Here is a 20,475-nt window from a genome sequence, read left to right on the forward strand (position 1 = left end):
ATGCGCAAGGGGATCGGGAAAAGAAAAAGGCGGCTTTCGCCGCCCTTTTCCTTGGCCTTAGAAGCGCGCTCGCAAGCGAGGGGCTTCCTGGGTTTGGCCGTCCTGCCCATGGGCCTTCATTGCCGCACCGACCTGGCGTTGGGCGTCGGCCCCAAACCCGCCTTCCGGTGGCTTCCAAGCGTTGGCAGCGGGAAGAAGCTCGTCCAAGAGCTTGGATTGGTTGTGGGCTCGCAGCTCGTTCTCAGCGTTGTTCAAGAACGCCTTGGTCTCTCGGTTGCTCGCAAAATCGATGGGCTTCATACGAGGCTCGTTTCGAAAGCCGTTGACATGGTTGTCAAAGCCTTGCTCGCCGACGAGCTTACACCCCTTGTCCCAGTCCGCCCCTGCGAACACCAGTTCTCGGCAGAGTTCCGTTTTCCCCTGCTTCGCCGCTTCATGGAGGACGCTGTAGCCGGCATAGTTGTTGTAGGCCCAGCCCTCGTCTCCGTCGATGTTGAACGTTCGGTTCCGACTGACCAGTTCTTCGTTGGGATCCACCTGCTCCAGCAGACGTTTGGCGTCGCCGGCCTCAACGAGGGCCACAATGTTGAGCACGCGGTCTTGCTCCTCCTTCGTCTCCTCCGCCTTTTCCGCGGCCTGCTCTTCCGCTTCGGCATCCCAATACCGATCCTCGTGGTAGTAATCCCGGGTCGCATAAGGGGTTTCCCCCCTGTCGTTCTCTACGTGGTGCTGGGGAACGCCTCGCCCCACCCCATCGACCAACTCTTTCATGGCGCGCTCGTCCGCGGTGTGAGCAGGAATGTTTCCCTCCATGTCTTTTGCGTCAACCTGGGCGCCGGCCAACACCAACGCCTGCACCATCTCCCCCGTTTTGACGTAATGAAGCGGGGTTCGGCCCAGCGCATCGGTGTCCCTCACACTGCCGCCCTGCCCCAACGCAGCGACAAGCTCGCTGGGCGTTTCGGCCAGGAAAATCGGGTCGGTCGCCGCATCGACGCGCTCACGCGGCGAAAAATCGTCTCGGTGGTTCCGAGCGTTTTCTCGATAAAGCACCGGATCATGTTTGAGCGCTGGCTCGCCACTGGAGTTCAGCAGGGAGGGATCGGCCTTGGCATCCAGCAAGCGCAGCACAACGCCTAGATCGCTGGCCAGGTGGAGCGGGGTGTCTCCCCCGTCCGTCCGCAGATTCACGTCGGCGCCGGCATCGACAAGCATGTGGATATCGCCTTCAAGCCCTCGCTTCGCAGCGACATGCAGAGCGCATTGCCCTTGGCTCAGGGCATTGACATCCGCTCCGGCCTTCGCCAACAGCGCCAAACCTTCCGCAGTAGGTTTTTCGGACCAAGCGGGCTCCCTTTGGTATGTGCTCAACAGGCGATCAAAAGGCGAACGCCCTTGTTTGTCCAACGCGTGAACATCCGCCCCAGCCGAGATAAGCAGCTCCATCTGCCACGGCTCCTGACATTTATGCAAGGCGGAATCGCCGCGCGCGTCGCGATACCCTTTCACATCGGCGCCGTCTTCGATGGCCTGCCTCACCTCGTCCTCGAAGCGACCCTTCGTCTTCAGACCAGCGAAGGCCAAAGTGCTCCCCAACCGATCCGTTGCCTCATCGTTGAAGGGCACACTTTGAGGGCCCTCAACGGGCGAAAGGGTTGCCGGCTCCGCTGAAGCCACTGGCCGCTGGCTTGAATCCTCCAAGCGCTCCCGGACCGGGGGTTCAGGCGGCTCAGAAGGAGCCACGCCTGGAAGTTCCGTGTCCTTTTGACGGATGAAGGGTCGAAGTAGATTTGAAAAGACGTTGCCAGCCATGGTTCCTCCGCTTGATGAGTGATACTCATGTCTTAACAAAGAAAGGGGGATGCGCAAGGGGCTGCAAAGAGAAAAGGGGTGGCTTTCGCCCCCCCCTCTCAATCCAGCGTAAGAAGCTCAAGAAACAACATGGCGCTTAGTTAAACGACCTAGACAATCACTAACTAAGTTCTTTCCACCCGGCGACAGCAACCACCGGAAACCACCAAAACAGCAAGGATAACCACCCAACCACCCAACCACCCCCTAACCGCTCACCCTCAGAAAGTTATCAGTTAGAAGCAGAGGAATCGGACCTCAGCCGGGACTTCCCCCGACACATTCATTTCTAACTCGAAACCTCAAAAGGTCAACCCCCTACCTGCGTTAAGCAACCTGGCGTTCCTTGCGTCGCGATGGGGTCCTTCGACCGGCTTCCGTCTTTCGCCCCTGCTCCATGTCCTGCTCCTTCTTGACCTGCGGCAGCGGCTCGCGTTCAAACGCCGGGATGTCCAAAAAGGTCATGACCTTCTCCGCTTGGCTGGCTGCACGGAACAGGGTCCTGGGGTCATCGGCCAGGGCTTTCATCCAGGACTGCAGGTAGGCGGCGTGCTGCTCTTCGTGCTCCTTACCCAGGGCAATACCCAGGCGCTCGGAAATGAAAAGGCTGGACAACTCCGCCACCAGTTCCTCTTTTGCGTAGTCTTGGCTGCCGAACCGACCGGCCTGGTCGCGGTCGAGCCGGTGTTTGGCGCCGGTCCAGTGGGCCAACTCGTGGAGCAACGTGGCCTGATAGCTGACGTCATCTCTGAAAGTGTGGTGCTTCGGCAGGTGAATCGAATCCGCGGCGATGGAGTAGAACGCTCGGTTGCCACCGTCGTGATGAAGTTTTGGCTGGTGCTTGTCCAACAACTCCCGCACACGCAAGTGGCGGATCGACTCGGGCATGACGAAGGGCGGCGGGGGCTCGGGCATGCCGTCCATTTGGCTGGCATTGAACACCGTGGCGACGAACACCGATGGCCCTTGGTATCCGTTCTTCTCTTCGCCCTCGGTCAACGGCTCGGCCCCGTCTTTGGCCTTGCCCGTCTTGCTGAAATCCCAGTAGGCGATCCGCTGCCCCTTCTCGCCGCGCTTGACCTGGGTGCCAATGCTTTCGGCCTGGCGATAGGTCAGCCAGCGGTCGTCTTGGTAGCCATGGGTGAGTTGGGCACCGCGCAGGATGAGTGTGTTGCTGCCGCGATAAGCCTTGCCCGTGGTCGGGTTCCAAGGCCCGTTGATCGAGCCGTTCTGCGGGGCGTCGGGATCATTCCATGGGCGGCGCCAGGGGATGGTGCCCTGCTTCATCAAGTCGAGCATGCGCCGGGTTTCGGTTTGAATGAGATCGGAATACTTGGACATGGGGTGGTTGCCTCAAATCTTTTTTAACCTCCTGCGCCTCTCAACAGGTGGTTGTGGGTGGATATGGTCAGAACTCGATATGAAGGGTCAGACTCTTGCGGTGATACAACGCTCGCCGCACCAGCTCGGCGATTTCGTCCTCGCTGCGCAATCCCTGGTCGCCGTCTTTGCCAAGACGGACATGGAGACCAAACCCGCTCTGCACGAGCAAGTATTGCGGGTCCGCTTCCGGCGTCTCTGGACTCTCCAGATCGGCCGGGCCGATGGCCGATTCGGGGAACGCGTCGTCGGGGATGTGGTTGGGCGATGGCATGGGGGCTCCGTTTTGGTTTGGATACCCCTTTGCAATAGCGCAACGTCGCCGGTTGTAAAGGCCTACGCGGCTTCAGCCATCGGTGCGCCCGACAGGAGGTCGATGGCTTCCATGGCCTCTTTGCTCAGAGGGTCACCCAACGGAACCTCCTCGTCCGGGATGGACTGGGGAGCCCCGCCCTCCAGGCGCGGCTTCAATCCCCCCACGCGCAGGTTGACCCAGCGCTCGGCCTTCGATCCCTTCGTCGCCTTCTTCTGCTTCTGCTGGAGCCCCGGCATCCGTTCGCGCACCCGCTTCCAAAGCTCTTCAGCACCCACCGGCTTGCGGCCCAGCTCATCCAGAACGTAGTTTCGGTAGTCTGCATAGATGTCGTTCTTGTCGGTCCACGTGCCTTCTTCTTCGATGACCATGCGCTCGGCGAAATAAGATGCCGTCGTGTCCGTCTCGTGCCGGGTCTGCTCGGCCAGCGCTTTGACGGCCTCGGGCATTTCCTCGGGCAGGCCGCCACGCTCAATGAGGCGCATGGCCCCCTCCAGCAGCCAGTCGATGATCACGGCCATTTCCGCCGGGTCCTCGGTCAGCTTCTTGTGGAAGTCCGGATCGCGGTCCTTGTCGTTCTCGGCCAGGCGCACATTGAACGGGATCATGCAAATCTTTCGCCAGAAGCCGTGTTCGTGACTCGTCACCGAGAACATGGCGTTCAGTGCCAGGAAGAGCGTGCCGCGCGGCACCGTGGTGTAGGCATCTTTGCCCTTGTTCTCCGCTGACATGGGATCGCGCGAGATAAGCGCCTTCAAGACCTGCTGGATGGGATCGGAGAGGACCTTGGGCGCCTCTGTCGCCAGATAAAGAGTCTTGGAAGCGAGAGGTGCCATGGCGAACTGCCCATCCAGCTTGTCGATGCGGACCGCAGTGTTCTTGGGGTGGATGGCTCGCAGGACGTGAAGCAAGGTGCTCTTGCCGTTGCTGCCGCTTCCCAGCAACAGGAAGGCTTTTTCCAGGCACATCGGCATGACCGACGACGCCATGGCTTCTTGAAGCAACCCTCGCACGGCCATGTCAGGCATGAAGCGATCCAGATATTTGGCCCACCTCGACTTGGGGTCCAACGGCTTGGGGGTGTAACGACCCGACTTCACCTGGTCCAGGTTGAGCTTCGCTGGAACAAGAGATGTGATCCCGTGTTTGGGGTCGGCCGGCAGGTATTCGATGTAGGCCTTCTTGTTAGCGTCCTTGAGGATCTCCAGGTAACCGCCCTTCAGCGGCACGATGGCCCGATGCTGGCTTTCAGGCAACTTCATGCCAGGCAAGCGGATCATTTCGAGCATGGCCGTCTTGACGCAGCTGGTTGCGCTGCTCTGCTTGGCGTCCTCCGGGGCGTGCTTGCGCATCCAGTCCAACGCGTGGGCTTCTACTTCCCGGGTGGCTTGCAGGGCCCAGATGCCTTCGGACTCATCCCACTGATACAGGGAAACGTCGATCTCGCCGTTGTCCATCTTGCCGCCGATGCGAAACTGGTTGCCGCGGCGCATATCGTCGGCATAGGCCAGCTCAAACGAGAGGTCTTCCCCGATCACACCCAGGTCATCCGTGGCGTCGTTGGGATTGGCTTCGGCCCCAAAGGCCTTGCCCTTTTTCTTCGGAGCCTGATCAACGGCGTCGCCATTGGCCTCCCCGCCCTTGACAGGGCCAGTCTTCGACTTACTCTTCATTTTGTAATCCCTAGTTGTAAACGCCCCGGTTCGCACCCGGGGTTTTTTATGCCGCTTGACTGGGGCGATGCACCCACTCTTGAAGCGCCTGACGCATGGCCTCGGAAGGGGTTTGCCCACGGGCCACCGCCGTCTCCTCCACCAACGCCTTAAAACTTTTGCTGACCCGGGCCTTCAACAACTCATCCCGTGCGGTCTTTTCGCGTTTCGTCTTCACTGCCTGCTCCGTTTCTTGATTTGTGGTCCTGTTGTGGCCACAAATCCATCTAAGCAGGCTTTACGGAACTGGCAAGGGCTCGCGCCAACGGATGTTCGTTTCTGCTTTTGATGCCCCAGAAACACTTGAAAGTGTGAAATACCTCAAGCATCAGCCTTGGAGGTAACAAGTGCTTGTTACCCACTTGTTACCCTTCAAACCCTTATGTTTACTGGGGGTAACAGGTGGTAACAAGGTAACAAGTGGTTTAAGAGATCCACGCAAGAAAAATCCACTCACCGCTCACAACATCCATGCATACATCCATCGGGAGCTCGCGATCCACCCGTTACCCTGTTACCCCTTGCTACCTCCTTATGGGACAAGGCTTTCACGGGTAACAAGGGGGTAACAGGTGCTTGTTACCTGTTAGGAAAAACAAGAGCAAAAGCGGCTTGAAGCAAGAGCCGGCGGCTGCTCGCCGCCGAGTCGTGAAGAGGGAAAGGCGGGCCTCCGGCCTCTACTCGTAGAGGTGGAAGTGAGACCAAAACCCGGGGCGCCTGGGACCGATCAGTTCGTTCCCCACCGTGACTTTGACCGCCCCAAGCGGCAAGAAATGAAACGTTTGATTCGCGTGGATCTGCAAAGCCGTCATCGCTGCGCACAACGGATCGATGTCCCCCGCCAGCACCAGGATTTTTTCGCTTGGAAGGTGTTTCAGTTGACTCCTGATCGCGGCAAGGGCAAGCGAACCCGCGCCGCAACAGCTGTCGTAGACCTTGGCTCCGCTCCCACCAGGCCGATGCCTGGTGGCAAGGGCTTGAACCAGATCGAGAAGATCGCCGGGAGTGAAAGACTGACCCAGCCCTTCTCCACCCTTCCTGGCCAGCAGCTCGGCATGGACCCGTCCCAGGACATCGTCAAACGGCCTGCTTGCGAAGACCGCTTTGATGTAAGCGTTGATGGCTGCTACCACTTCAGGCGCTTCTTCGACATTTTTTTTCAAGGGTCCAAAAGCAAGGACTTTGGTGTCGAGGTGACCCTTGGTGTCTGCGTGGATATGTGCCATCGACATCAGTGCGTGCTGAACGAACGTTTCGAATGCAACCCGCGGATTCCACGGCTTGCCAGGAGTGGAAGGAATGGCGCGGATGGCCTTCACAAGCGCAGTGACCTCATTCATTGTTGGCCGCCCCCATGTCAGCGCCCGTCATCCGGTTGGCCTTCTCGAGCCGGATCTCCTCATCCATGGCGATGAACCGATCTCGCGTGAGAGACCAAAACACCACCCGCATTTCCATGTATTCGGTGATGATGTCTTTGCACTCGATTACCACGCGCCCGATGGGCATCCGCCAGATCAACTGGTTTGACAGCAACTGAAGTGCGGTCATCGCAGCGCACAACGGATCGCGGTCGTTCGCTTTCACGGTAAGCCCCCGAAGGGCCTTCGAATCCTTCCCGGCCAGTTCGTGAAGCTTCACAAGCAACAGCGTGCCGGCTCCGCAGGTGGGGTCACCCATGGGCCACTCGTCTTTTTGAGGCGCTTGAGCAAAGGCGTTCAAAGCCATCGCCAAGCCCCAGGGGGTGAAATGTTGAGCGTCGTTCTTTTTCCCTGACCACACCAACTCATTAAACAGCCGGCCCAGGATGCATTCGAACGGCTCGAAGGTTTCCACTGCGCCGCCGTAGGCCTGGCCCGCTTCGAGGCACCAATCCTCGGACCCATCCACATCGGTCCCAAGCAGCGTCAAGTCACACCAGGCGACCAAGGGCCCATATCCCCAGGTGAACAACTCCTCGGCCTGCTTGAGAACGCAAACCTTCAGCGCAAGCGCGGTGAACTTGCGCATCTTTTCCCGGGGCGAATCCCCGGGGATGGTTTGGACGGCCTTCAGCAACCGCTGGTAAGCCGCATCGCGGGGTGAGGTCGGCTTTGCCTTCTTCGAAGTGCGCTTACTCATCGTTGGCCGCCCCCACGTCAGCGCCCGCCACCCGGCCCACGCGGGCCATGTCAAAGTAGCTTCCGCGAATCAGGCCAGACTCCACTCCCCGCTTGAGCCTGCGCGCGGCTTCAGCACCGTAGCCGATGAACACCGATCCCGCCGGGCAACTCGTGCCCAGGGTCCCATCCGGGCGGCAGAACGACAGACGCCCCTTCGTGAACACCACCGCTGAAACGCTGGGGTGGTTGAGCACCGACTCCTGCATCCAGCTCGTTTCCATCCGCGCCAGCACAAGGGCAATCCCGTTGCCATGCTCTGCGGCCTTCTCCATCCAGCGGTGCTGCGAGGTCGGGCTGTTCTTGTGCCCACCGTAAGGCGGATTCATCCACACGAATGCCGATTTCGGCCAGGGCGTCTTGAGCCCGTCGTCGCTGGGCTTCAGCATCCGGGTGGCCGTGCGCCAGGGCATGCCCTGCTGCGGGGTGCAGGGATCCAGGTCAAACGGACCCAGGCTGCGGACGATCTTCGGCGGGGTGAGCCAAGTCTCGGTCGTGATTCCTTCCGGCGCCCGGTCGTAGCCCACGTTGTTGGCAACGGCGAGTGAAAGCGCGGTCTGCTTGGGCTTCTTTGAAGGCTTCTTCGGCTTGGTCGAAACAGGGAGGGGGCGAGCAACATCGTTCATGGAAAATCTCCAGGGTTGAGGGGTTTTTGGGCAAAGCTCCGCCAGCACGGCTGGTCGGCCGCGTTTCGCGAAAGGGTTTGAGGGGATTGGGCCAGACCCGGCCCGGGTTACTGCTGCGCTGCTGGCTTAGCCGTTAGCGTCGTCTTGGACGTCCAAGAAGCTGTCCAGCGTTGCCAGCTGCAGGGTGAGCACCTGGGCGGGGTGGAGGCCGCGCATGTCGCGGTTGGGCACGATGACCGACGTGCTGGTGTCAGCGGCGAGCTGGGCCAGGGCCTGAGGCAAGGCGTCGGCCAGGGCGTCGATGAGGACCTGCGGGGTCAGGGTGGAGAAGTGGGTCGAGAGCGAGGGGTCGAGCGAGAGGATGAGCGGCTGCATGGCGGTGTCTGCGTCGATTGGTGTGGCGCCAGCCTATCGATCAGGACATGGGAATCGGGCCCGAAAGGGGCGCTTGCCCCTTTCCCGTGCGGCCACAAAAAAAGCCCCAAGGGCGACCTGGGGCTTGAGCTGGTGAACAAGGCTGCGGCGGAAGCCGCGGCCTCCCTGCCTTTTCTCCCAAGACCGAGCCGACGGGTAGCCGGCGAGAAATGCTCCAGCCTCCGGTCAGAACGGGCACGGCTTGCGAGCCTGACCTGTGGCAGCCGGCAGGGTCAAATCGAACAATGCCTCGCGAACCTCGGACTGAAGCATCTGCACGTCGCGCTCCTCTTCCCCCCACATGTCCAGCATTGCCGCCTGGACGGCTTGGGCGGTTGGGCTTTCCTCTTGAGCAACCGCCTCACGGGCTTTTCGGATGTCTTGCTCCACCCGGGCTAGGAGCTGGGCCAGCTCGCCCTGGGCGCTTTCCAGCAGCTCCTTGTAGCGTCCCGCGCAATCCTTTTTCAGCGCCTCGTCCGCCCAGGGCAGCGTGAACGCTTCGGGCAGCGTGGCTTGCTTTTGCATGAACATCACCACGCCCCGCTCGTCCTGCTGGAGCGCCCCACGCGCGCCACGCAGCAGCGCTGCAAGTGCAGCCCTCTCCTCTTCACTGAGGTCAGAAAGGTCCAGCGTTGACACCTTGCCTTCCACCAGCCCCAGGCGGATCTGGGTTTTTTTGACCACTTGGAACGTCGCCGCTGGCCTTTTGACGGTTGCTCCAAGCAAGTCCTCATCGCGCCGAGACTCACGCCAGCGGCGAACCTTGGGGGCGCCCCTCACCCCTTCTGCCCATTCCAGGAGTCGGGGCAGGCCAATGGCCGCATGCTTGCCATCGTCTGCAAGCAACGGACCTGTTTCGCTGTCCATCGTTGCGAGAACCCGGAAAACCTTTTGGTTGATTCCCAGAAGTCCAGCGGCCTGCGCCGATGTCCACGGCGGGCTCAACTCCACCTTCGTTTTCGCCTTGGCCGCTTTCGCCTCTTGGTCAATGTCGTTCTTCAGGCGCTTCCAGGAGACGCCCTCGCCGGCCAGGAACGCCGGGTGCTTTTGGCCCCAGGTTTTTCTGTAGCGTTTTAACAGCTGTGTTTCCGCTTCCTGCTTGGAATCAAGGGACATGGGTTTGCCGCATGGGTGGAATGACGATGGTGGCCGGTCAGAACCGGAACGGCTTTCGGGGGGTGCTGGGACCCACCGCGGGCGGCAGGCCGTCGTCCAAGCCTTGCGCACGAGCTTGGTTCCGGACCGCCCTCCACGCCGCCTGGAACGCGGATTGTGCCGCCTCCATTGCGTCATCGAATGGCTCGCGCGCCGCGACGCTGGTCCAAGGCTCCAGCAGCGCCTCGGCCAGGGGGGCCTCCCAGAGTTCGCCCTCGGCCAGGGCCTTGTCGCGCTCCTCGATGGGCAGCAGTTGCACATGGCCCACCAAACGCCCGTTCTGCCGCACCCAGGGCTGAAGCTCGGCGAAGCAGTCGGCGGGCGTTGCGGTCAGCGCAGGGCGCGGCAAGGGCTGCCCCAGCACGGCCAGCACCTCGCCCCAAAACGCCGATGCGTCGAAGGTGGCCAACGCAAAGGCCAAAGACGTCATGTCGGCCAGTGCCATGTGCTTGGCCCGGTCAGGGACCCGCCCCCCCTTGCGCGGAACGATGGGGTTGGCACGGGTAACCGTGTGCCGGGCCGGGGGAGCCTTGGGGGTGGCCTGCCCGGCCGCGTCGGTGTCTGTGAGCCCGTCGAGCGCCTCGGCGAGCGCGGTCACCGGGACCAGCCAACTGCCGCCCAGCTTGCGCAGGCCCGGAACGATGACGCCGGCCGCCAGTTGCTCGCGGGTCTGCTCGTAGCCGCCGGCCCCCGTTCGGTTGAGCACCCGCGCCACGTCCTCGACCGACAAGAGCGGCTTGTCGGGGAACATGGCGCGCAGGATGGGCAGCATTCCGGTCATGGGCTGGGGAAAAAGTGGGGAAAAACGATCCCTGGAAATCCCTGTTTTTCCCGGGATGGACCGGGGGTGGCAAGAAAAAGGGGCTGGACGGATACCCGGCCAACCCCTTGATTTTACTGCTTTTTGCAACCTTGAAACTGGTGCCGGAAATAGGAATCGAACCTACGACCTACGCATTACGAATGCGCCGCTCTACCAACTGAGCTATTCCGGCTGAGCAGGCGATTTTACGGGCAGCCCAGCCCTGCGGTCAATCCGCCCGCACCTGGTTGGCACAGTCCCGCCCGGCGGCGAAATCGGCCAGGTTGCCCATCGTGATCGCCGAGATCTCCTGCAGCGCCTCTACGGTGAAGAAGCCCTGGTGGCCGGTCACCAGCACGTTGGGGAAGGTCATCAGGCGCTGGAAGGCTTCGTCGTCGATGATCTCACCGGACAGGTCCTGGAAGAACAGCGCGCTTTCCTGTTCGTACACGTCGATGGCCAGCTGCCCCAGCCGCCGCGACTTCAGCGCGCGGATCACCGCGTGGGTGTCCACCAGGGCGCCGCGCGAGGTGTTCACCAGCATCGCGCCGGGCTTCATGCGCGCCAGCGAGGCGTCGTTGATCAGGTGATGGGTGTCCGGCGTCAGCGGGCAATGCAGCGACACGATATCGGCGCGCGCCAGCAGTTCATCCAGCGCGACGCTCTCCCCCACCGCCGCGAACGCTGCGGACGGATACGGGTCGTGCCCCAGCACCGTGCAGCCCATGCCGCGGAAAATGCGGGCGGTGGCCAGGCCGATCTTGCCGGTGCCGACGATGCCCACCGTGCGGCCATGCAGGGTGCGGCCCAGCAGGCCGTCCAGCATGAAGTTGCCTTCGCGCACGCGGTTGTAGGCGCGGTGGGTATGCCGGTTCAGGGTCATGACCAGCGCCAGCGCGTGCTCGGCCACCGCTTCGGGCGAATAGGCCGGCACCCGCGCCACGGACAGGCCCAGCCGCTGCGCCTCGGCCACGTCCACGTTGTTGAAGCCGGCGCAGCGCAGCAGTACCGCGCGCACGCCAGCGGCGTGCAGGGCCTGCAGCACCGGCGCATCCAGCAGGTCGTTCACGAACACGCAGACCGCCGTGCAGCCCTGCGCCAGGGGCGCGGTGTGAAGGTCCAACGCAGCATCGAAGTAGACCAGTTCATGGCCCTGCCCCGCGCCGTGCTGCGCGTTGGCTTCGGCCAGGAAGCGGCGATCGTAGGGGCGGGCGCTGAATACGGCGATCTGCATGGGCGGGCCTGAAGGGAATCCTGCCCTGACCATAGCGCGCCTGCGCCGCGGCCGCAGCGCCGTTCACCGCAGCATGACCGCCGGCACTTCAACCGCCCCGCGCGCTCAGGCAGAATCCGCACTGTGCCCGTGCGTTGCGCGGGCTACGCAAGGAGCTGGGCCGCAATCCTCTCCACCACCATGGAGACTGCGAATGATTCGCAACGAGAACAAGGAAGGAACGTTGGTACAGCAACAGCCGCCACGCGCCGCACCGCGCGACAGCGCTCAGGCAGCGGGCCACCCCGCTCGGCGCCGCTGGCTGCCGATGGCGGTGGCCGCCGGCATCGGCCTGGCCGCAACGGCAGGCTGGCTGCTGTACATGGACGGCAATCCGTCCACCCGTGTGTACGCCAACGCCACCCATGCCGTGCAGCGGCAGATTCTGGCCGATGGCAGCGTGGCCACGCTCGATGCCGGCAGCGCGCTCAGCGCCCGCTTCGGTTGGCGCACGCGTGAACTGCGGCTGGACCAGGGCCGCGTGCAGCTGGAAGTGGCACCGTCGTCGCGGGCCCTGCGCCTGCAGGCCGGCAACAGCAGCATCCGCGATATCGGCACCACCTTCCAGGTGGAACGCCTGAACGATGGCCGGGTGGAAGTGGCGCTGCTGGAAGGCGCGGTGGAAGTGACCAGCGGCAGTGCCCAGCACACGCTGGCGCCGGGCCAGCAGTTGCAGGTGCTGGCCTCTGGCCGCATCCAGCCGGGCCCGCAGTTGTCCACCACCGCCGCCGCCGAAGGCTGGCCGCAGGGCGATCTGGTGTTCGATGCCACGCCGCTGTCGGTGGTGGTGGAGCGCATGAACCGTTACGGCACCACGCCGCTGGTGATTGCCGACCCGGACATTGCCGATCTGGCTGTCAGCGGCAGCTTCCGCGCAGGGGATGCGCATGAACTGCTGTCCGCCCTGCAGCTGGGGTGGTCCATCGCTGGCCAGCCGCGCAAGGATGGCGCGCTGGAACTGCGCCGCGTGTACTGAGGCCGCGCCGCATGCCGGCCGCGCAGGCGCTGCGCGCGGGGCTGCTGCTGGCCCTGCTGTGCCTGGCCGTGGTGCCGGGCCAGGCAGGCATGGCGCACGCCGGCGAACCGGCCGCCAGCAGCGAGTACCGCATTGGCGCCGGCCCGCTGGTGCCGGCACTGCAGGCCTGGGCACGGCACAGCGGCGTATCGCTGATCTTCGATGCCCGTGAACTGGCTGACCTGCGCACTACCGGCGTGCAGGGCCGGCAGAGCCCTGCCGCGGCGCTGAAGCAGCTGGTGGCCGGCATGCCGGTGAACATCCTGCAGACCCCGGCCGGCGGCTACGTGCTGCGCCGGCATGCCGTGGCACCGCCTCCCCCCGTGGTGAAAGCGCCCTCGCCTGCGCCGGCCCCGCCGCCCCCGGCAGCGCCGCAGGTGGAACTGGCACCGGTGCAGGTGACCGGCAGCCGCCTGCCGCGCACCTCGGTGCAGACCACGTTGCCGGTGACCGTTGTCGACCGCGACGACATTCTGCGCAGCGGCTACGGCACGCTGTTCGACCTGCTGCGCCACCTGCCCGGCATGAACGGCCACACCCCGCTGAGCACCGCACGCGGCGGCGATTCGCTGTACCTGCCGGTGGGCGCGGCGGCCACCACCAGCCTGGACGGCATGGGCCCGCGCGCCACCCTGTTCCTGGTCAATGGCCGGCGCCTGCCGCGCTATCCGATGGTGTCGCTGGCCGACGGCGCGCTGACCGATCTGGGCGGCCTGCCACTGAGCTTCATCGAACGCATCGAACTGGTGCGCGGGGGGGCGTCGGCCATCTACGGCGCCGATGCCATGTCCGGCGTGGTCAACATCATCCTGCGCGACCAGGCCGAGGGCAGCGAGGCCATGCTGCAGACCGGCGCCAGTGGCCACGGCGACGGCCAGCAGTACCGCGTGCAGGGCGCCACCGGCGGCGTGCGCAGCAATGGCGACCGCTGGTTCGCCGGCCTCGATCTGCACCGCATGCAGCACGTGGCCGGCGATCGCCGCGACTGGCATGCCGATACGTCGCTGTATCCGATCGGCCTGCTGATGGCCAATGGCGATTACTACCCGGCCAGCGAATGCCACCCGCCCCTGCGCGAAGACGACCAGGGCTGCTGGTTCGACAGCGTGCGCCCGCGCTCGCTGCAGCCGGCGTCGGACACCGTGGCCGGCTATCTGCGCTACCGCCACGAACGCGGCGAAGGGCGCTACGCGTATGTTGAAGCGCGCGGCAGCTACAACCGCCAGCGTTTTGAATTGGGCCCCACCGCCGTGGCACTGAACTTCAACCGCACGGCCATCCTCAACGTGGTGCTGCAGGACGGCGGCAGCGTGCGGCCGCGCGTGCACGCCAGCGAAGGCGATGTGACCGTGGGCATGGGCCGCCAGCAGGCGGGCCGCAGCTGGGAAGCCGGCGTGAGCGCGCAGCGCAGCGAAGTCAGCCTGATTACCGATGGCGTGGTGCGCAGCGAAAAGCTGCTGGAAGCCGCGCGCGATTTCGATTTCCTGCCGGGCTTTTCCACGCTGCCGCCCGGTCTGGCCGACGAATTGTTTCCGACCATCCACAGCCGTGGCCGCACCGAACAGTGGCAGGGCTGGTGGGGCCTGCAGCGCAACCTGATGACGCTGCCCGGCGGCGCGGCGCAGTTGGCCACCGGCATCGACCTGCGCCAGGAACGCTGGACCTCGCAGCCGGACCCGCTGCTGGGCAAGGGCGAGCTGGCGCTGGGGCTGCCGATGGAACAGCGCCGACTGTCGCGCAACAGCAGTGCTGCCTATGCCGAACTGGGACTGCCGCTGGCGCACAGCCTGCGCGTGGACCTGGCCGCGCGCGTGGACCGCGATGCCGGGCAGACCGCGTTTTCACCGCGCGCCGGGCTGCGCTGGAGCCCCAGCGAGCATTGGTCGTTCCTGCTGGCCAGTGGCCGCGGCTTCCGTGCGCCCAGCCTGTTCGAGCGGCGCCGGCCACCGGGCTATTTCGGCCTGGTCGCCCTGCCCGCTTCGGACACCCTGCCCCCCTGCGCTCGCACGCTGCGCGGCGGCGGCTGCGCGGTGCAGGTGGACGTGGTGGAGAACGATGCGCTGAAGGCCGAGACCTCGCGCAGCCATTCGCTGGCCGCCAGCTGGACGCCCAGCGATGCGTTCGCCCTGACCCTGACCCACAACATCGTGGAGCTGCACAACGAGATCCTGGCGCTGCAGCCGGGTGATGCGCTGTGGAACCGCGATACCTGGGTACTGGACGAACAAGGCCGGCTGCGTGATCTGCGCCTGTCTTTCGACAACATCGGCCGCACCACCTCGCGCAACTGGGTGCTGCGCGCTGAATACCGCATCGACAGTGGTGCCAACGGGCAATGGCAGTTCGCGCTGGATGCACTGAAGCAACAGGAACTGAAGCGCGAACGCAGCCATGAAGCTGCGGTGGATCTACGCGGCCATGCCACGCCGGAACGGGCGGCGATCCTGACCGTGCAATGGCAGAACCCGAACTGGGATATCGCCCTGCGCGGCAACCGCGTAGGCCGCATGCGCGCCTGGCTGGCCGGCGAAACCTGCCCGGACGAACAGCGTGGTGAGGGGCATTGCACGAACCCGGCGCAGCTGCGCTGGAACCTGCACGTAGCGCGCCGCCTGAGCCCGCGCCTGGTGGCCGCGCTGGATGTGCACAACGTGCTGGACACCGAACCGGTGAACTATTTGCCGGGCAGTGGGGGGCAAGTGGCCGGGCTGGATGATCCGCTGGGCCGGTATTTCCTGTTCACCCTGCAGTTCCGCTGACCCGCCTTGCGTAGCGTCGAGCTTGCTCGACCGGCTTTTGTAGAGTCGAGCCATGCTCGACTGCTTCTGCCAACAGCAGTCGAGCAAGCTCGACTCTACGAAATGCGAAGTCGAGCAAGCTCGACTCTACGAAAGGCGCAGTCGAGCATGGCTCGACTCTACGGGCTGGCGTTCGCGATTGTCGTTGCCTCGCCATCAACGCTCCCAGTACTTTGCGCCTTGAGCCTCGCAAAGCCGCGAGAGAAACTCCGCAAGTGAACTGGCCACTACTGGCCAGTCGCCTCTACCATCGAGCGGCTGGCAAACCAGTACCGTTCCGCAAGCGTCCATCACAAGTAGATCAGAGTCACCCAGGAAGCGGCCAAACACGACATCACCACCCCGGGAATCCGAAGGACGTGAAAGGGCCAGTTCGTCCGTCCGCTCAGATGAATCCCTAGCGCTGAGCAACTCGACGCCCCATTGGCCGAACTGCTCATCCTTGAACAGATGGGCCGATACATACGCATCCCAGAACGCACGCAGTTGCGCGGGACAGCGCGGAAATCGCGGATGCTCCGATACCTCGGCAGTGCGTTGCACGAAGGAAGAGCAAAGCAGGAACGGGCTCGCGCCGCCCGGATGCATGGCAACCCGAGGGTGGGACCAGCCCGATCGAATTGCATCGATGACGGCAGCGAGTGCGTCGTTTTCAGTATCCATCCGAAGATGGTAGCCACAGCGGACCCATCACGCGCGGGCCACCGAACGGGCGATGGCGTACTGCGCGCCGTAATACGTGCCCAGCACCAGCAGGCCGGCTACCGGCAGGCCGCCGCCAAAGCGATCCCATGCCAACAGCGAATCGCTGGCCACGAACAGCACACCGCCTACCGCGGCCCAACGCGCGCTTCCTGCCTGCTTCAGCGGCCGCTGCCAGTATCGCGCCAGCGCCAACACGGCCATCGAAGCCAGCACCGCCACGTAGGCCAACACCGGAATGCGCAGCGGCACCGGCAGGTGCGGCCACAACGCCAGCACATTACCCATGGCGAACGCACCCAGCAGCAGTGCGGCCGCCAGCAATCCACGCCCTGCGTGCACGCCGTCGCGGAACGCGGCGATGTAGCACAGGTGCGCCAGCAGGAAGGCGACCAGGCCCGGCACGAACGCATCCACCGGCAGCATCAGCGCGATATCACCCAGGCACGACAATCCCATGCCGGCCAGCACTGCACGGCGATAGAACGGTGATGCCGCCGGGCGCGCCTGCCAGGCAATGCCGGCGATCAGCAGCGTGGTAGCCGGCTTGGCAAACCAGTGCAGCCACCGCCCCTCGCCCTGCAGGAACGCGCCGATGATGGCCAGTACGGCCACCACCAGGATCAGGCCATCGCGGCGGCCGAAGCTCATCGCGCCTTCCACAGATCCGCAAGGCGATCAGGCGCGCCGGCAATGCGCTCCAGCACCGGGTACTGCAGGCCGCCGTGGTAATCGATGGTCATGCTGTCGATGCGGTCGAACTGCTTCACCAGCAGCATGATCGGCGCCTTGTCCTTGGCCGCGGCGGCTACCGCGTCCTTCAGGCGTTCGCTGCTGTACTCGCGCCCGCCCACGGCAATCACCCGCATGCCCGGTGCCAGCCCTGCATTGAACGCCGGGCTGTCCCAGATCACATCGCCCACCACGCCGGTGTCCATCACGGTGGCGCCCAGCGAATAGGTCAGCAACGCGGCCTTGGCGCGCTTCTCCTGCGCCTTGTACGCCTCATTGGGCGTATCGCGGTAGACCAGTTTCCAACCGGCCAGCGCCAGGCCGCCGGTGAGCGAACCCTGGCCATCCAGGCGCTGCCGCAGGAAGCTGGCCCAGTCGTACGGCGCAATGCCGTTCAGGGTCGCCACCACGTCATCGAAGGTGTACGGGTTGACGTTCCAGTCGCCGTTGCCGACGCCGAAGAACGCACGCGCGAAATCGTCCAGGCTGCGGCGGTTGCCGCTGAGCGTGCGCAGCTTGCCGTCCACTTCCAGCCACAGCATCTGCCCGCCGGAGTAGTAGTCCTCGCTCATCTGGTAGTTGCGGTACGGCAACGTGCGGCGCTGGGCGATGGTCGGATCGTTGGTGGTGTCCTGCAGCGGGCGCCAGGCCAGGCCGGGACGGCCGCGATCATAGGTGGCGGCCACGTTGGCCAGCATGTCGCGGGCCTGCTCGACCGACCACAGCCCCGAGCGCGCGGCCAGCACCTGGCCCCAGAACTGGGTCTGGCCTTCGTACACCCACAACAGGCTGTCGCCCATCGGCGTGTTGAAGTTGGCGGTGGCCAGGTCTGCGCCGCGGCGGTACTTGCCATTCCAGGAATGGGTGTACTCGTGCGGCAGCAGGTCGCGCATCCACGCGTTGTTGTCCCATTCGGTGAAGTAACCGGGGGCCGCACTGTTCTCGCTGGAACGGTGGTGTTCCAGACCAATGCCGCCCAGACGGTCGGTCAGCGCCAGCAGGAACTCGTAGTGATCGTAGTGGCGCGCGCCGTAGAGCTTGTCGGCCTGTTGCACCAGCGCGCGGTGCAGCTTGATCTGCGCCTCGGTGGGCTTGAGTGATTTGGCATCGTCGGCGAAGACATTCAGGTGCACCGACACCTTGGCGCCCGGGTCCAGGTCGATGCGCTGGTGGTGCTCGCCGGCGAACAGCGGCGAATCGACCAGGTGATCGTAGGCAATCGGCTTGAACACCACGGTGTCGCCGTCGCGGCGCGCGGTTTCCAGTGCGGTGGCGTAACCCCAGCCCTTGGGCAGGGTCACGCTGGCCTGCGCCTGCAGGTTGCGCGCATCCACGCCGGCCGGGTACAGCGAATTGGCATTCCATTGCAGGTTCAGCATTTCCGGGGTCATCACCACCCGACCCTGGCTGCCGCCCTGCGAGGACAGGAAATCGAAGTGGGCGACGATTTCGCTCACGCCTTCGGGCACGTCCACCTTGAACGCATAGACGTTGTACTGGTCGCGCTGCCACGCCAGCGGCTTGCCGTTGGCGGTCACCCGCAGGCCAGCCAGCTTGTCGATGGGGCCGGTGGGCGAATGGTTGCCGGGAATCCACTGCGGATACAGCAGGGTCATCGGGCCCGGCTTGGCCGGCACGGTGGCGGTCACCTTGAAGATGCGGCGGGCCAGGTCGCGCGCGTCCACATCGATGCGCAGCAGGCCGGGGGCGGCGGCATCGCCCGGCGGCGAGGTCTGCGCCAGCGCAGGCGCAGCGCCCAGCGCGAACAGCACGGACATCACCAGGGCACGGGTCTTCATCAGGCAGGTTCCAGCAACGGTAGAGGTACCGATGCTAGGCCTGTAGGGCGTGCGGCCCCATGGCCGAAGGTCATGGTCGCGGTAAGGGTTGCGGCGGGTCCAGCAGGAAGCTTCCTGCTCGATGGGGCTTATTCCGAGCCGCCGTCCTTGTCCGCTGCTTCAAGAGCCGCCTTCAACCGCGCCGGATCTTCGATCCTGACACCGGTCAAGCACTGGGAGCCGGTTGCATCGAAAAACACGGTCGATGCGGAGCCGCCCTGGAAGTGGGCATACCCCAACACCGGCGCGGGGGAATCGGCCAACGGCGCCCACACAATCTTTCCGAGCAGCAGTCTGGCCTTGGCAACATCCCGCTCGATGCATCCGCCCGATGCCTTCACGACGATCGTTACCTGGCCGGATCGCTGTTCAAGCTCGGTAACGAGCGCGATACCACCGAAATTCCGGGCAATGCCGGAAGCCGAAGCGGCGGCCTGCGGCCCGGCACTGCGAGCCCGCTCCAGCCGTTCGATGTAGTCCAGCGCCGCCAGCTGCGAGGCGTTGGGCACCGGCCTCCATGCGTGAGGAGACGGCGACGCCGCAGCGGCTGCGAGAGGAAGGACGGCAGACAGAATCAGGAATGATTTCACCGGTGCCCTCATTGCATCACCCAGGATTGCTGGCTGGATGGGGCGGCTGGCAGGAGCGTGCGAACCAAGGTTCGCACCCACCAGATCAGTTTCGGTTCGCACCCACCATTCGGGCGGTTCGCACCCACCGCCGGGGTTGCAGGTCAGTCGACCAACCGCAGCCGCAGTTCCTTCGGCAGTGCGAACACCATCGATTCGGGTTCGCCGTCCAGTTCGCCCACGCCGGTGGCGCCCAGTTCGGCCAGGCGCGCCAGCACGCCATCCACCAGCACCTGCGGTGCCGATGCGCCGGCGGTCACGCCGATGTGCTGCTTGCCCTGCACCCACTGCGGGTCGATCTCGTGCGCGCCGTCGATCAGGTACGACTCCACGCCTTCGCGGCGCGCCAGTTCGCTCAGGCGATTGGAATTGGAGCTGTTCGGCGAACCCACCACCAGCACCAGGTCGCAGCGCTTGGCCAGGTCGCGCACGGCGTCCTGGCGGTTCTGCGTGGCGTAGCAGATGTCGTCGTTCTTCGGGCCCTGCATGGCCGGGAAGCGTTCGCGCAGCGCGTCGATGATACCGCGCGTGTCATCCACCGACAGCGTGGTCTGGGTGGTGTAAGCGAAGTTTTCCGGCTGGTTGATGTGCAGCGTGGCGACCTGCTCCACGTCTTCCACCAGGTAGATCTGGCCGGTACCGGCTTCGCGGTTCCACTGGCCCATCGTGCCTTCCACTTCCGGGTGGCCGGCGTGGCCGATCAGCACCACGTCACGGCCGGCGCGGCAGTGGCGGGCCACTTCGAAATGCACCTTGGTCACCAGCGGGCAGGTGGCGTCGAACACCTTCAGGCCACGGCGCTCGGCTTCCTGGCGCACAGCCTGGGACACGCCGTGTGCGCTGAAGATGACCGTGTTGTTGTCCGGCACTTCGTCCAGTTCCTCGACGAAGATCGCGCCGCGCTGCTTCAGGTCGTCCACCACGAAGCGGTTGTGCACCACTTCATGGCGCACGTAGATGGGTGCGCCGAGCGTTTCGATCGCGCGCTTGACGATCTCGATCGCACGATCGACACCGGCACAGAAACCACGCGGGTTGGCGAGCAGCACATCCATCAGTTCAGTCTCCCGGCAGCG

The 20,475-nt window shown here is 64.4% G+C and carries 19 protein-coding genes and 1 tRNA gene; 2 read left to right on the forward strand and 18 right to left on the reverse strand.

Annotated elements, in window-relative coordinates; translation table 11 throughout:
* Positions 1 to 57: 57 nt before the first annotated feature.
* From AC06FA_RS03890 to AC06FA_RS03950, 13 genes are all read right to left on the reverse strand, one after another.
* On the reverse strand, positions 58 to 1,812 hold the full coding sequence (locus AC06FA_RS03890) for an ankyrin repeat domain-containing protein (protein ID WP_478067202.1): 1,755 nt from the start codon (positions 1,810 to 1,812) through the stop codon (positions 58 to 60).
* Between the two features lie 366 nt (positions 1,813 to 2,178).
* Entirely contained in the window at positions 2,179 to 3,192 is a 1,014-nt protein-coding gene (locus AC06FA_RS03895) for a zincin-like metallopeptidase domain-containing protein (RefSeq protein ID WP_197581598.1), read from the reverse strand.
* A gap of 67 nt (positions 3,193 to 3,259) precedes the next feature.
* Complete coding sequence (locus tag AC06FA_RS03900) at positions 3,260 to 3,505, reverse strand: hypothetical protein (protein WP_099595987.1); 246 nt, start codon at positions 3,503 to 3,505, stop codon at positions 3,260 to 3,262.
* Between the two features lie 62 nt (positions 3,506 to 3,567).
* A complete protein-coding gene (locus AC06FA_RS03905; protein WP_197581596.1) occupies positions 3,568 to 5,217 on the reverse strand; it encodes a DNA primase family protein in 1,650 nt (549 codons plus the stop codon).
* Between the two features lie 46 nt (positions 5,218 to 5,263).
* Positions 5,264 to 5,434, reverse strand: a complete 171-nt coding sequence (locus tag AC06FA_RS03910) for a ribbon-helix-helix protein, CopG family (protein WP_140222693.1) — start codon at positions 5,432 to 5,434, stop codon at positions 5,264 to 5,266.
* 499 nt (positions 5,435 to 5,933) lie between these two features.
* Positions 5,934 to 6,596, reverse strand: a complete 663-nt coding sequence (locus AC06FA_RS03915; protein ID WP_031421652.1) for an N-6 DNA methylase — start codon at positions 6,594 to 6,596, stop codon at positions 5,934 to 5,936.
* Positions 6,589 to 7,377 (reverse strand): DNA methyltransferase family protein, encoded by a 789-nt coding sequence (locus tag AC06FA_RS03920; RefSeq protein WP_197581593.1) that lies wholly within the window; start codon positions 7,375 to 7,377, stop codon positions 6,589 to 6,591. The genes AC06FA_RS03915 and AC06FA_RS03920 overlap by 8 nt, the downstream gene beginning before the upstream one ends.
* A complete protein-coding gene (locus tag AC06FA_RS03925; RefSeq protein ID WP_478067203.1) occupies positions 7,370 to 8,041 on the reverse strand; it encodes a DNA N-6-adenine-methyltransferase in 672 nt (223 codons plus the stop codon). The genes AC06FA_RS03920 and AC06FA_RS03925 overlap by 8 nt, the downstream gene beginning before the upstream one ends.
* A 126-nt stretch (positions 8,042 to 8,167) precedes the next feature.
* Positions 8,168 to 8,416, reverse strand: a complete 249-nt coding sequence (locus AC06FA_RS03930; protein ID WP_434988717.1) for a hypothetical protein — start codon at positions 8,414 to 8,416, stop codon at positions 8,168 to 8,170.
* A gap of 225 nt (positions 8,417 to 8,641) precedes the next feature.
* On the reverse strand, positions 8,642 to 9,571 hold the full coding sequence (locus AC06FA_RS03935; RefSeq protein WP_197581585.1) for a hypothetical protein: 930 nt from the start codon (positions 9,569 to 9,571) through the stop codon (positions 8,642 to 8,644).
* Positions 9,572 to 9,608: 37 nt separating this feature from the next.
* Positions 9,609 to 10,382, reverse strand: a complete 774-nt coding sequence (locus tag AC06FA_RS03940) for a hypothetical protein (protein WP_197581583.1) — start codon at positions 10,380 to 10,382, stop codon at positions 9,609 to 9,611.
* Positions 10,383 to 10,529: 147 nt separating this feature from the next.
* Positions 10,530 to 10,605 (reverse strand) — tRNA-Thr (locus tag AC06FA_RS03945).
* Positions 10,606 to 10,641: 36 nt separating this feature from the next.
* Positions 10,642 to 11,646, reverse strand: a complete 1,005-nt coding sequence (locus tag AC06FA_RS03950; RefSeq protein ID WP_478067204.1) for a 2-hydroxyacid dehydrogenase — start codon at positions 11,644 to 11,646, stop codon at positions 10,642 to 10,644.
* A 193-nt stretch (positions 11,647 to 11,839) separates the two neighbouring features.
* On the opposite strand from AC06FA_RS03950, the gene AC06FA_RS03955 reads away from it, so the two are divergent.
* A complete protein-coding gene (locus AC06FA_RS03955) occupies positions 11,840 to 12,661 on the forward strand; it encodes a FecR family protein (RefSeq protein WP_478067205.1) in 822 nt (273 codons plus the stop codon).
* An 11-nt stretch (positions 12,662 to 12,672) separates the two neighbouring features.
* Entirely contained in the window at positions 12,673 to 15,459 is a 2,787-nt protein-coding gene (locus AC06FA_RS03960; protein ID WP_478067206.1) for a TonB-dependent receptor domain-containing protein, read from the forward strand.
* Between the two features lie 195 nt (positions 15,460 to 15,654).
* On the opposite strand, the gene AC06FA_RS03965 is transcribed toward AC06FA_RS03960, so the two are convergent.
* The 5 genes from AC06FA_RS03965 to ispH form a co-directional block, all read right to left on the reverse strand.
* Positions 15,655 to 16,161 carry a hypothetical protein gene (locus AC06FA_RS03965; RefSeq protein WP_478067207.1) on the reverse strand — a complete coding sequence of 169 codons (507 nt, stop codon included), beginning with the start codon at positions 16,159 to 16,161 and terminating at the stop codon, positions 15,655 to 15,657.
* Positions 16,162 to 16,188: 27 nt separating this feature from the next.
* Positions 16,189 to 16,851 carry a lysoplasmalogenase gene (locus AC06FA_RS03970; RefSeq protein ID WP_478067208.1) on the reverse strand — a complete coding sequence of 221 codons (663 nt, stop codon included), beginning with the start codon at positions 16,849 to 16,851 and terminating at the stop codon, positions 16,189 to 16,191.
* Positions 16,848 to 18,731: a M61 family metallopeptidase gene (locus AC06FA_RS03975; RefSeq protein ID WP_478067209.1), complete on the reverse strand. Its 1,884-nt coding sequence runs from the start codon at positions 18,729 to 18,731 to the stop codon at positions 16,848 to 16,850. The genes AC06FA_RS03970 and AC06FA_RS03975 overlap by 4 nt, the downstream gene beginning before the upstream one ends.
* Before the next feature lie 128 nt (positions 18,732 to 18,859).
* Entirely contained in the window at positions 18,860 to 19,279 is a 420-nt protein-coding gene (locus AC06FA_RS03980) for a hypothetical protein (RefSeq protein WP_478067210.1), read from the reverse strand.
* A 224-nt stretch (positions 19,280 to 19,503) separates the two neighbouring features.
* Positions 19,504 to 20,454 carry a 4-hydroxy-3-methylbut-2-enyl diphosphate reductase gene (gene ispH / locus AC06FA_RS03985; protein WP_101765120.1) on the reverse strand — a complete coding sequence of 317 codons (951 nt, stop codon included), beginning with the start codon at positions 20,452 to 20,454 and terminating at the stop codon, positions 19,504 to 19,506.
* Positions 20,455 to 20,475: the final 21 nt, after the last annotated feature.

It is taken from the genome of Stenotrophomonas sp. Steno-C17 (genome assembly GCF_056393165.1).

Bases quoted from the DNA above. Each gene is read 5' to 3' on its own strand.
- AC06FA_RS03925 (WP_478067203.1), bottom strand. From the start codon at position 8,041: ATGAACGATGTTGCTCGCCCCCTCCCTGTTTCGACCAAGCCGAAGAAG.
- AC06FA_RS03935 (WP_197581585.1), bottom strand. From the start codon at position 9,571: ATGTCCCTTGATTCCAAGCAGGAAGCGGAAACACAGCTGTTAAAACGC.
- AC06FA_RS03915 (WP_031421652.1), bottom strand. From the start codon at position 6,596: ATGAATGAGGTCACTGCGCTTGTGAAGGCCATCCGCGCCATTCCTTCC.
- AC06FA_RS03975 (WP_478067209.1), bottom strand. From the start codon at position 18,731: ATGAAGACCCGTGCCCTGGTGATGTCCGTGCTGTTCGCGCTGGGCGCT.
- AC06FA_RS03895 (WP_197581598.1), bottom strand. From the start codon at position 3,192: ATGTCCAAGTATTCCGATCTCATTCAAACCGAAACCCGGCGCATGCTC.
- AC06FA_RS03900 (WP_099595987.1), bottom strand. From the start codon at position 3,505: ATGCCATCGCCCAACCACATCCCCGACGACGCGTTCCCCGAATCGGCC.
- AC06FA_RS03960 (WP_478067206.1), top strand. From the start codon at position 12,673: ATGCCGGCCGCGCAGGCGCTGCGCGCGGGGCTGCTGCTGGCCCTGCTG.
- AC06FA_RS03890 (WP_478067202.1), bottom strand. From the start codon at position 1,812: ATGGCTGGCAACGTCTTTTCAAATCTACTTCGACCCTTCATCCGTCAA.
- AC06FA_RS03965 (WP_478067207.1), bottom strand. From the start codon at position 16,161: ATGGATACTGAAAACGACGCACTCGCTGCCGTCATCGATGCAATTCGA.
- AC06FA_RS03955 (WP_478067205.1), top strand. From the start codon at position 11,840: ATGATTCGCAACGAGAACAAGGAAGGAACGTTGGTACAGCAACAGCCG.
- AC06FA_RS03930 (WP_434988717.1), bottom strand. From the start codon at position 8,416: ATGCAGCCGCTCATCCTCTCGCTCGACCCCTCGCTCTCGACCCACTTC.
- AC06FA_RS03940 (WP_197581583.1), bottom strand. From the start codon at position 10,382: ATGCTGCCCATCCTGCGCGCCATGTTCCCCGACAAGCCGCTCTTGTCG.
- AC06FA_RS03905 (WP_197581596.1), bottom strand. From the start codon at position 5,217: ATGAAGAGTAAGTCGAAGACTGGCCCTGTCAAGGGCGGGGAGGCCAAT.
- ispH (WP_101765120.1), bottom strand. From the start codon at position 20,454: ATGGATGTGCTGCTCGCCAACCCGCGTGGTTTCTGTGCCGGTGTCGAT.
- AC06FA_RS03970 (WP_478067208.1), bottom strand. From the start codon at position 16,851: ATGAGCTTCGGCCGCCGCGATGGCCTGATCCTGGTGGTGGCCGTACTG.
- AC06FA_RS03950 (WP_478067204.1), bottom strand. From the start codon at position 11,646: ATGCAGATCGCCGTATTCAGCGCCCGCCCCTACGATCGCCGCTTCCTG.
- AC06FA_RS03920 (WP_197581593.1), bottom strand. From the start codon at position 7,377: ATGAGTAAGCGCACTTCGAAGAAGGCAAAGCCGACCTCACCCCGCGAT.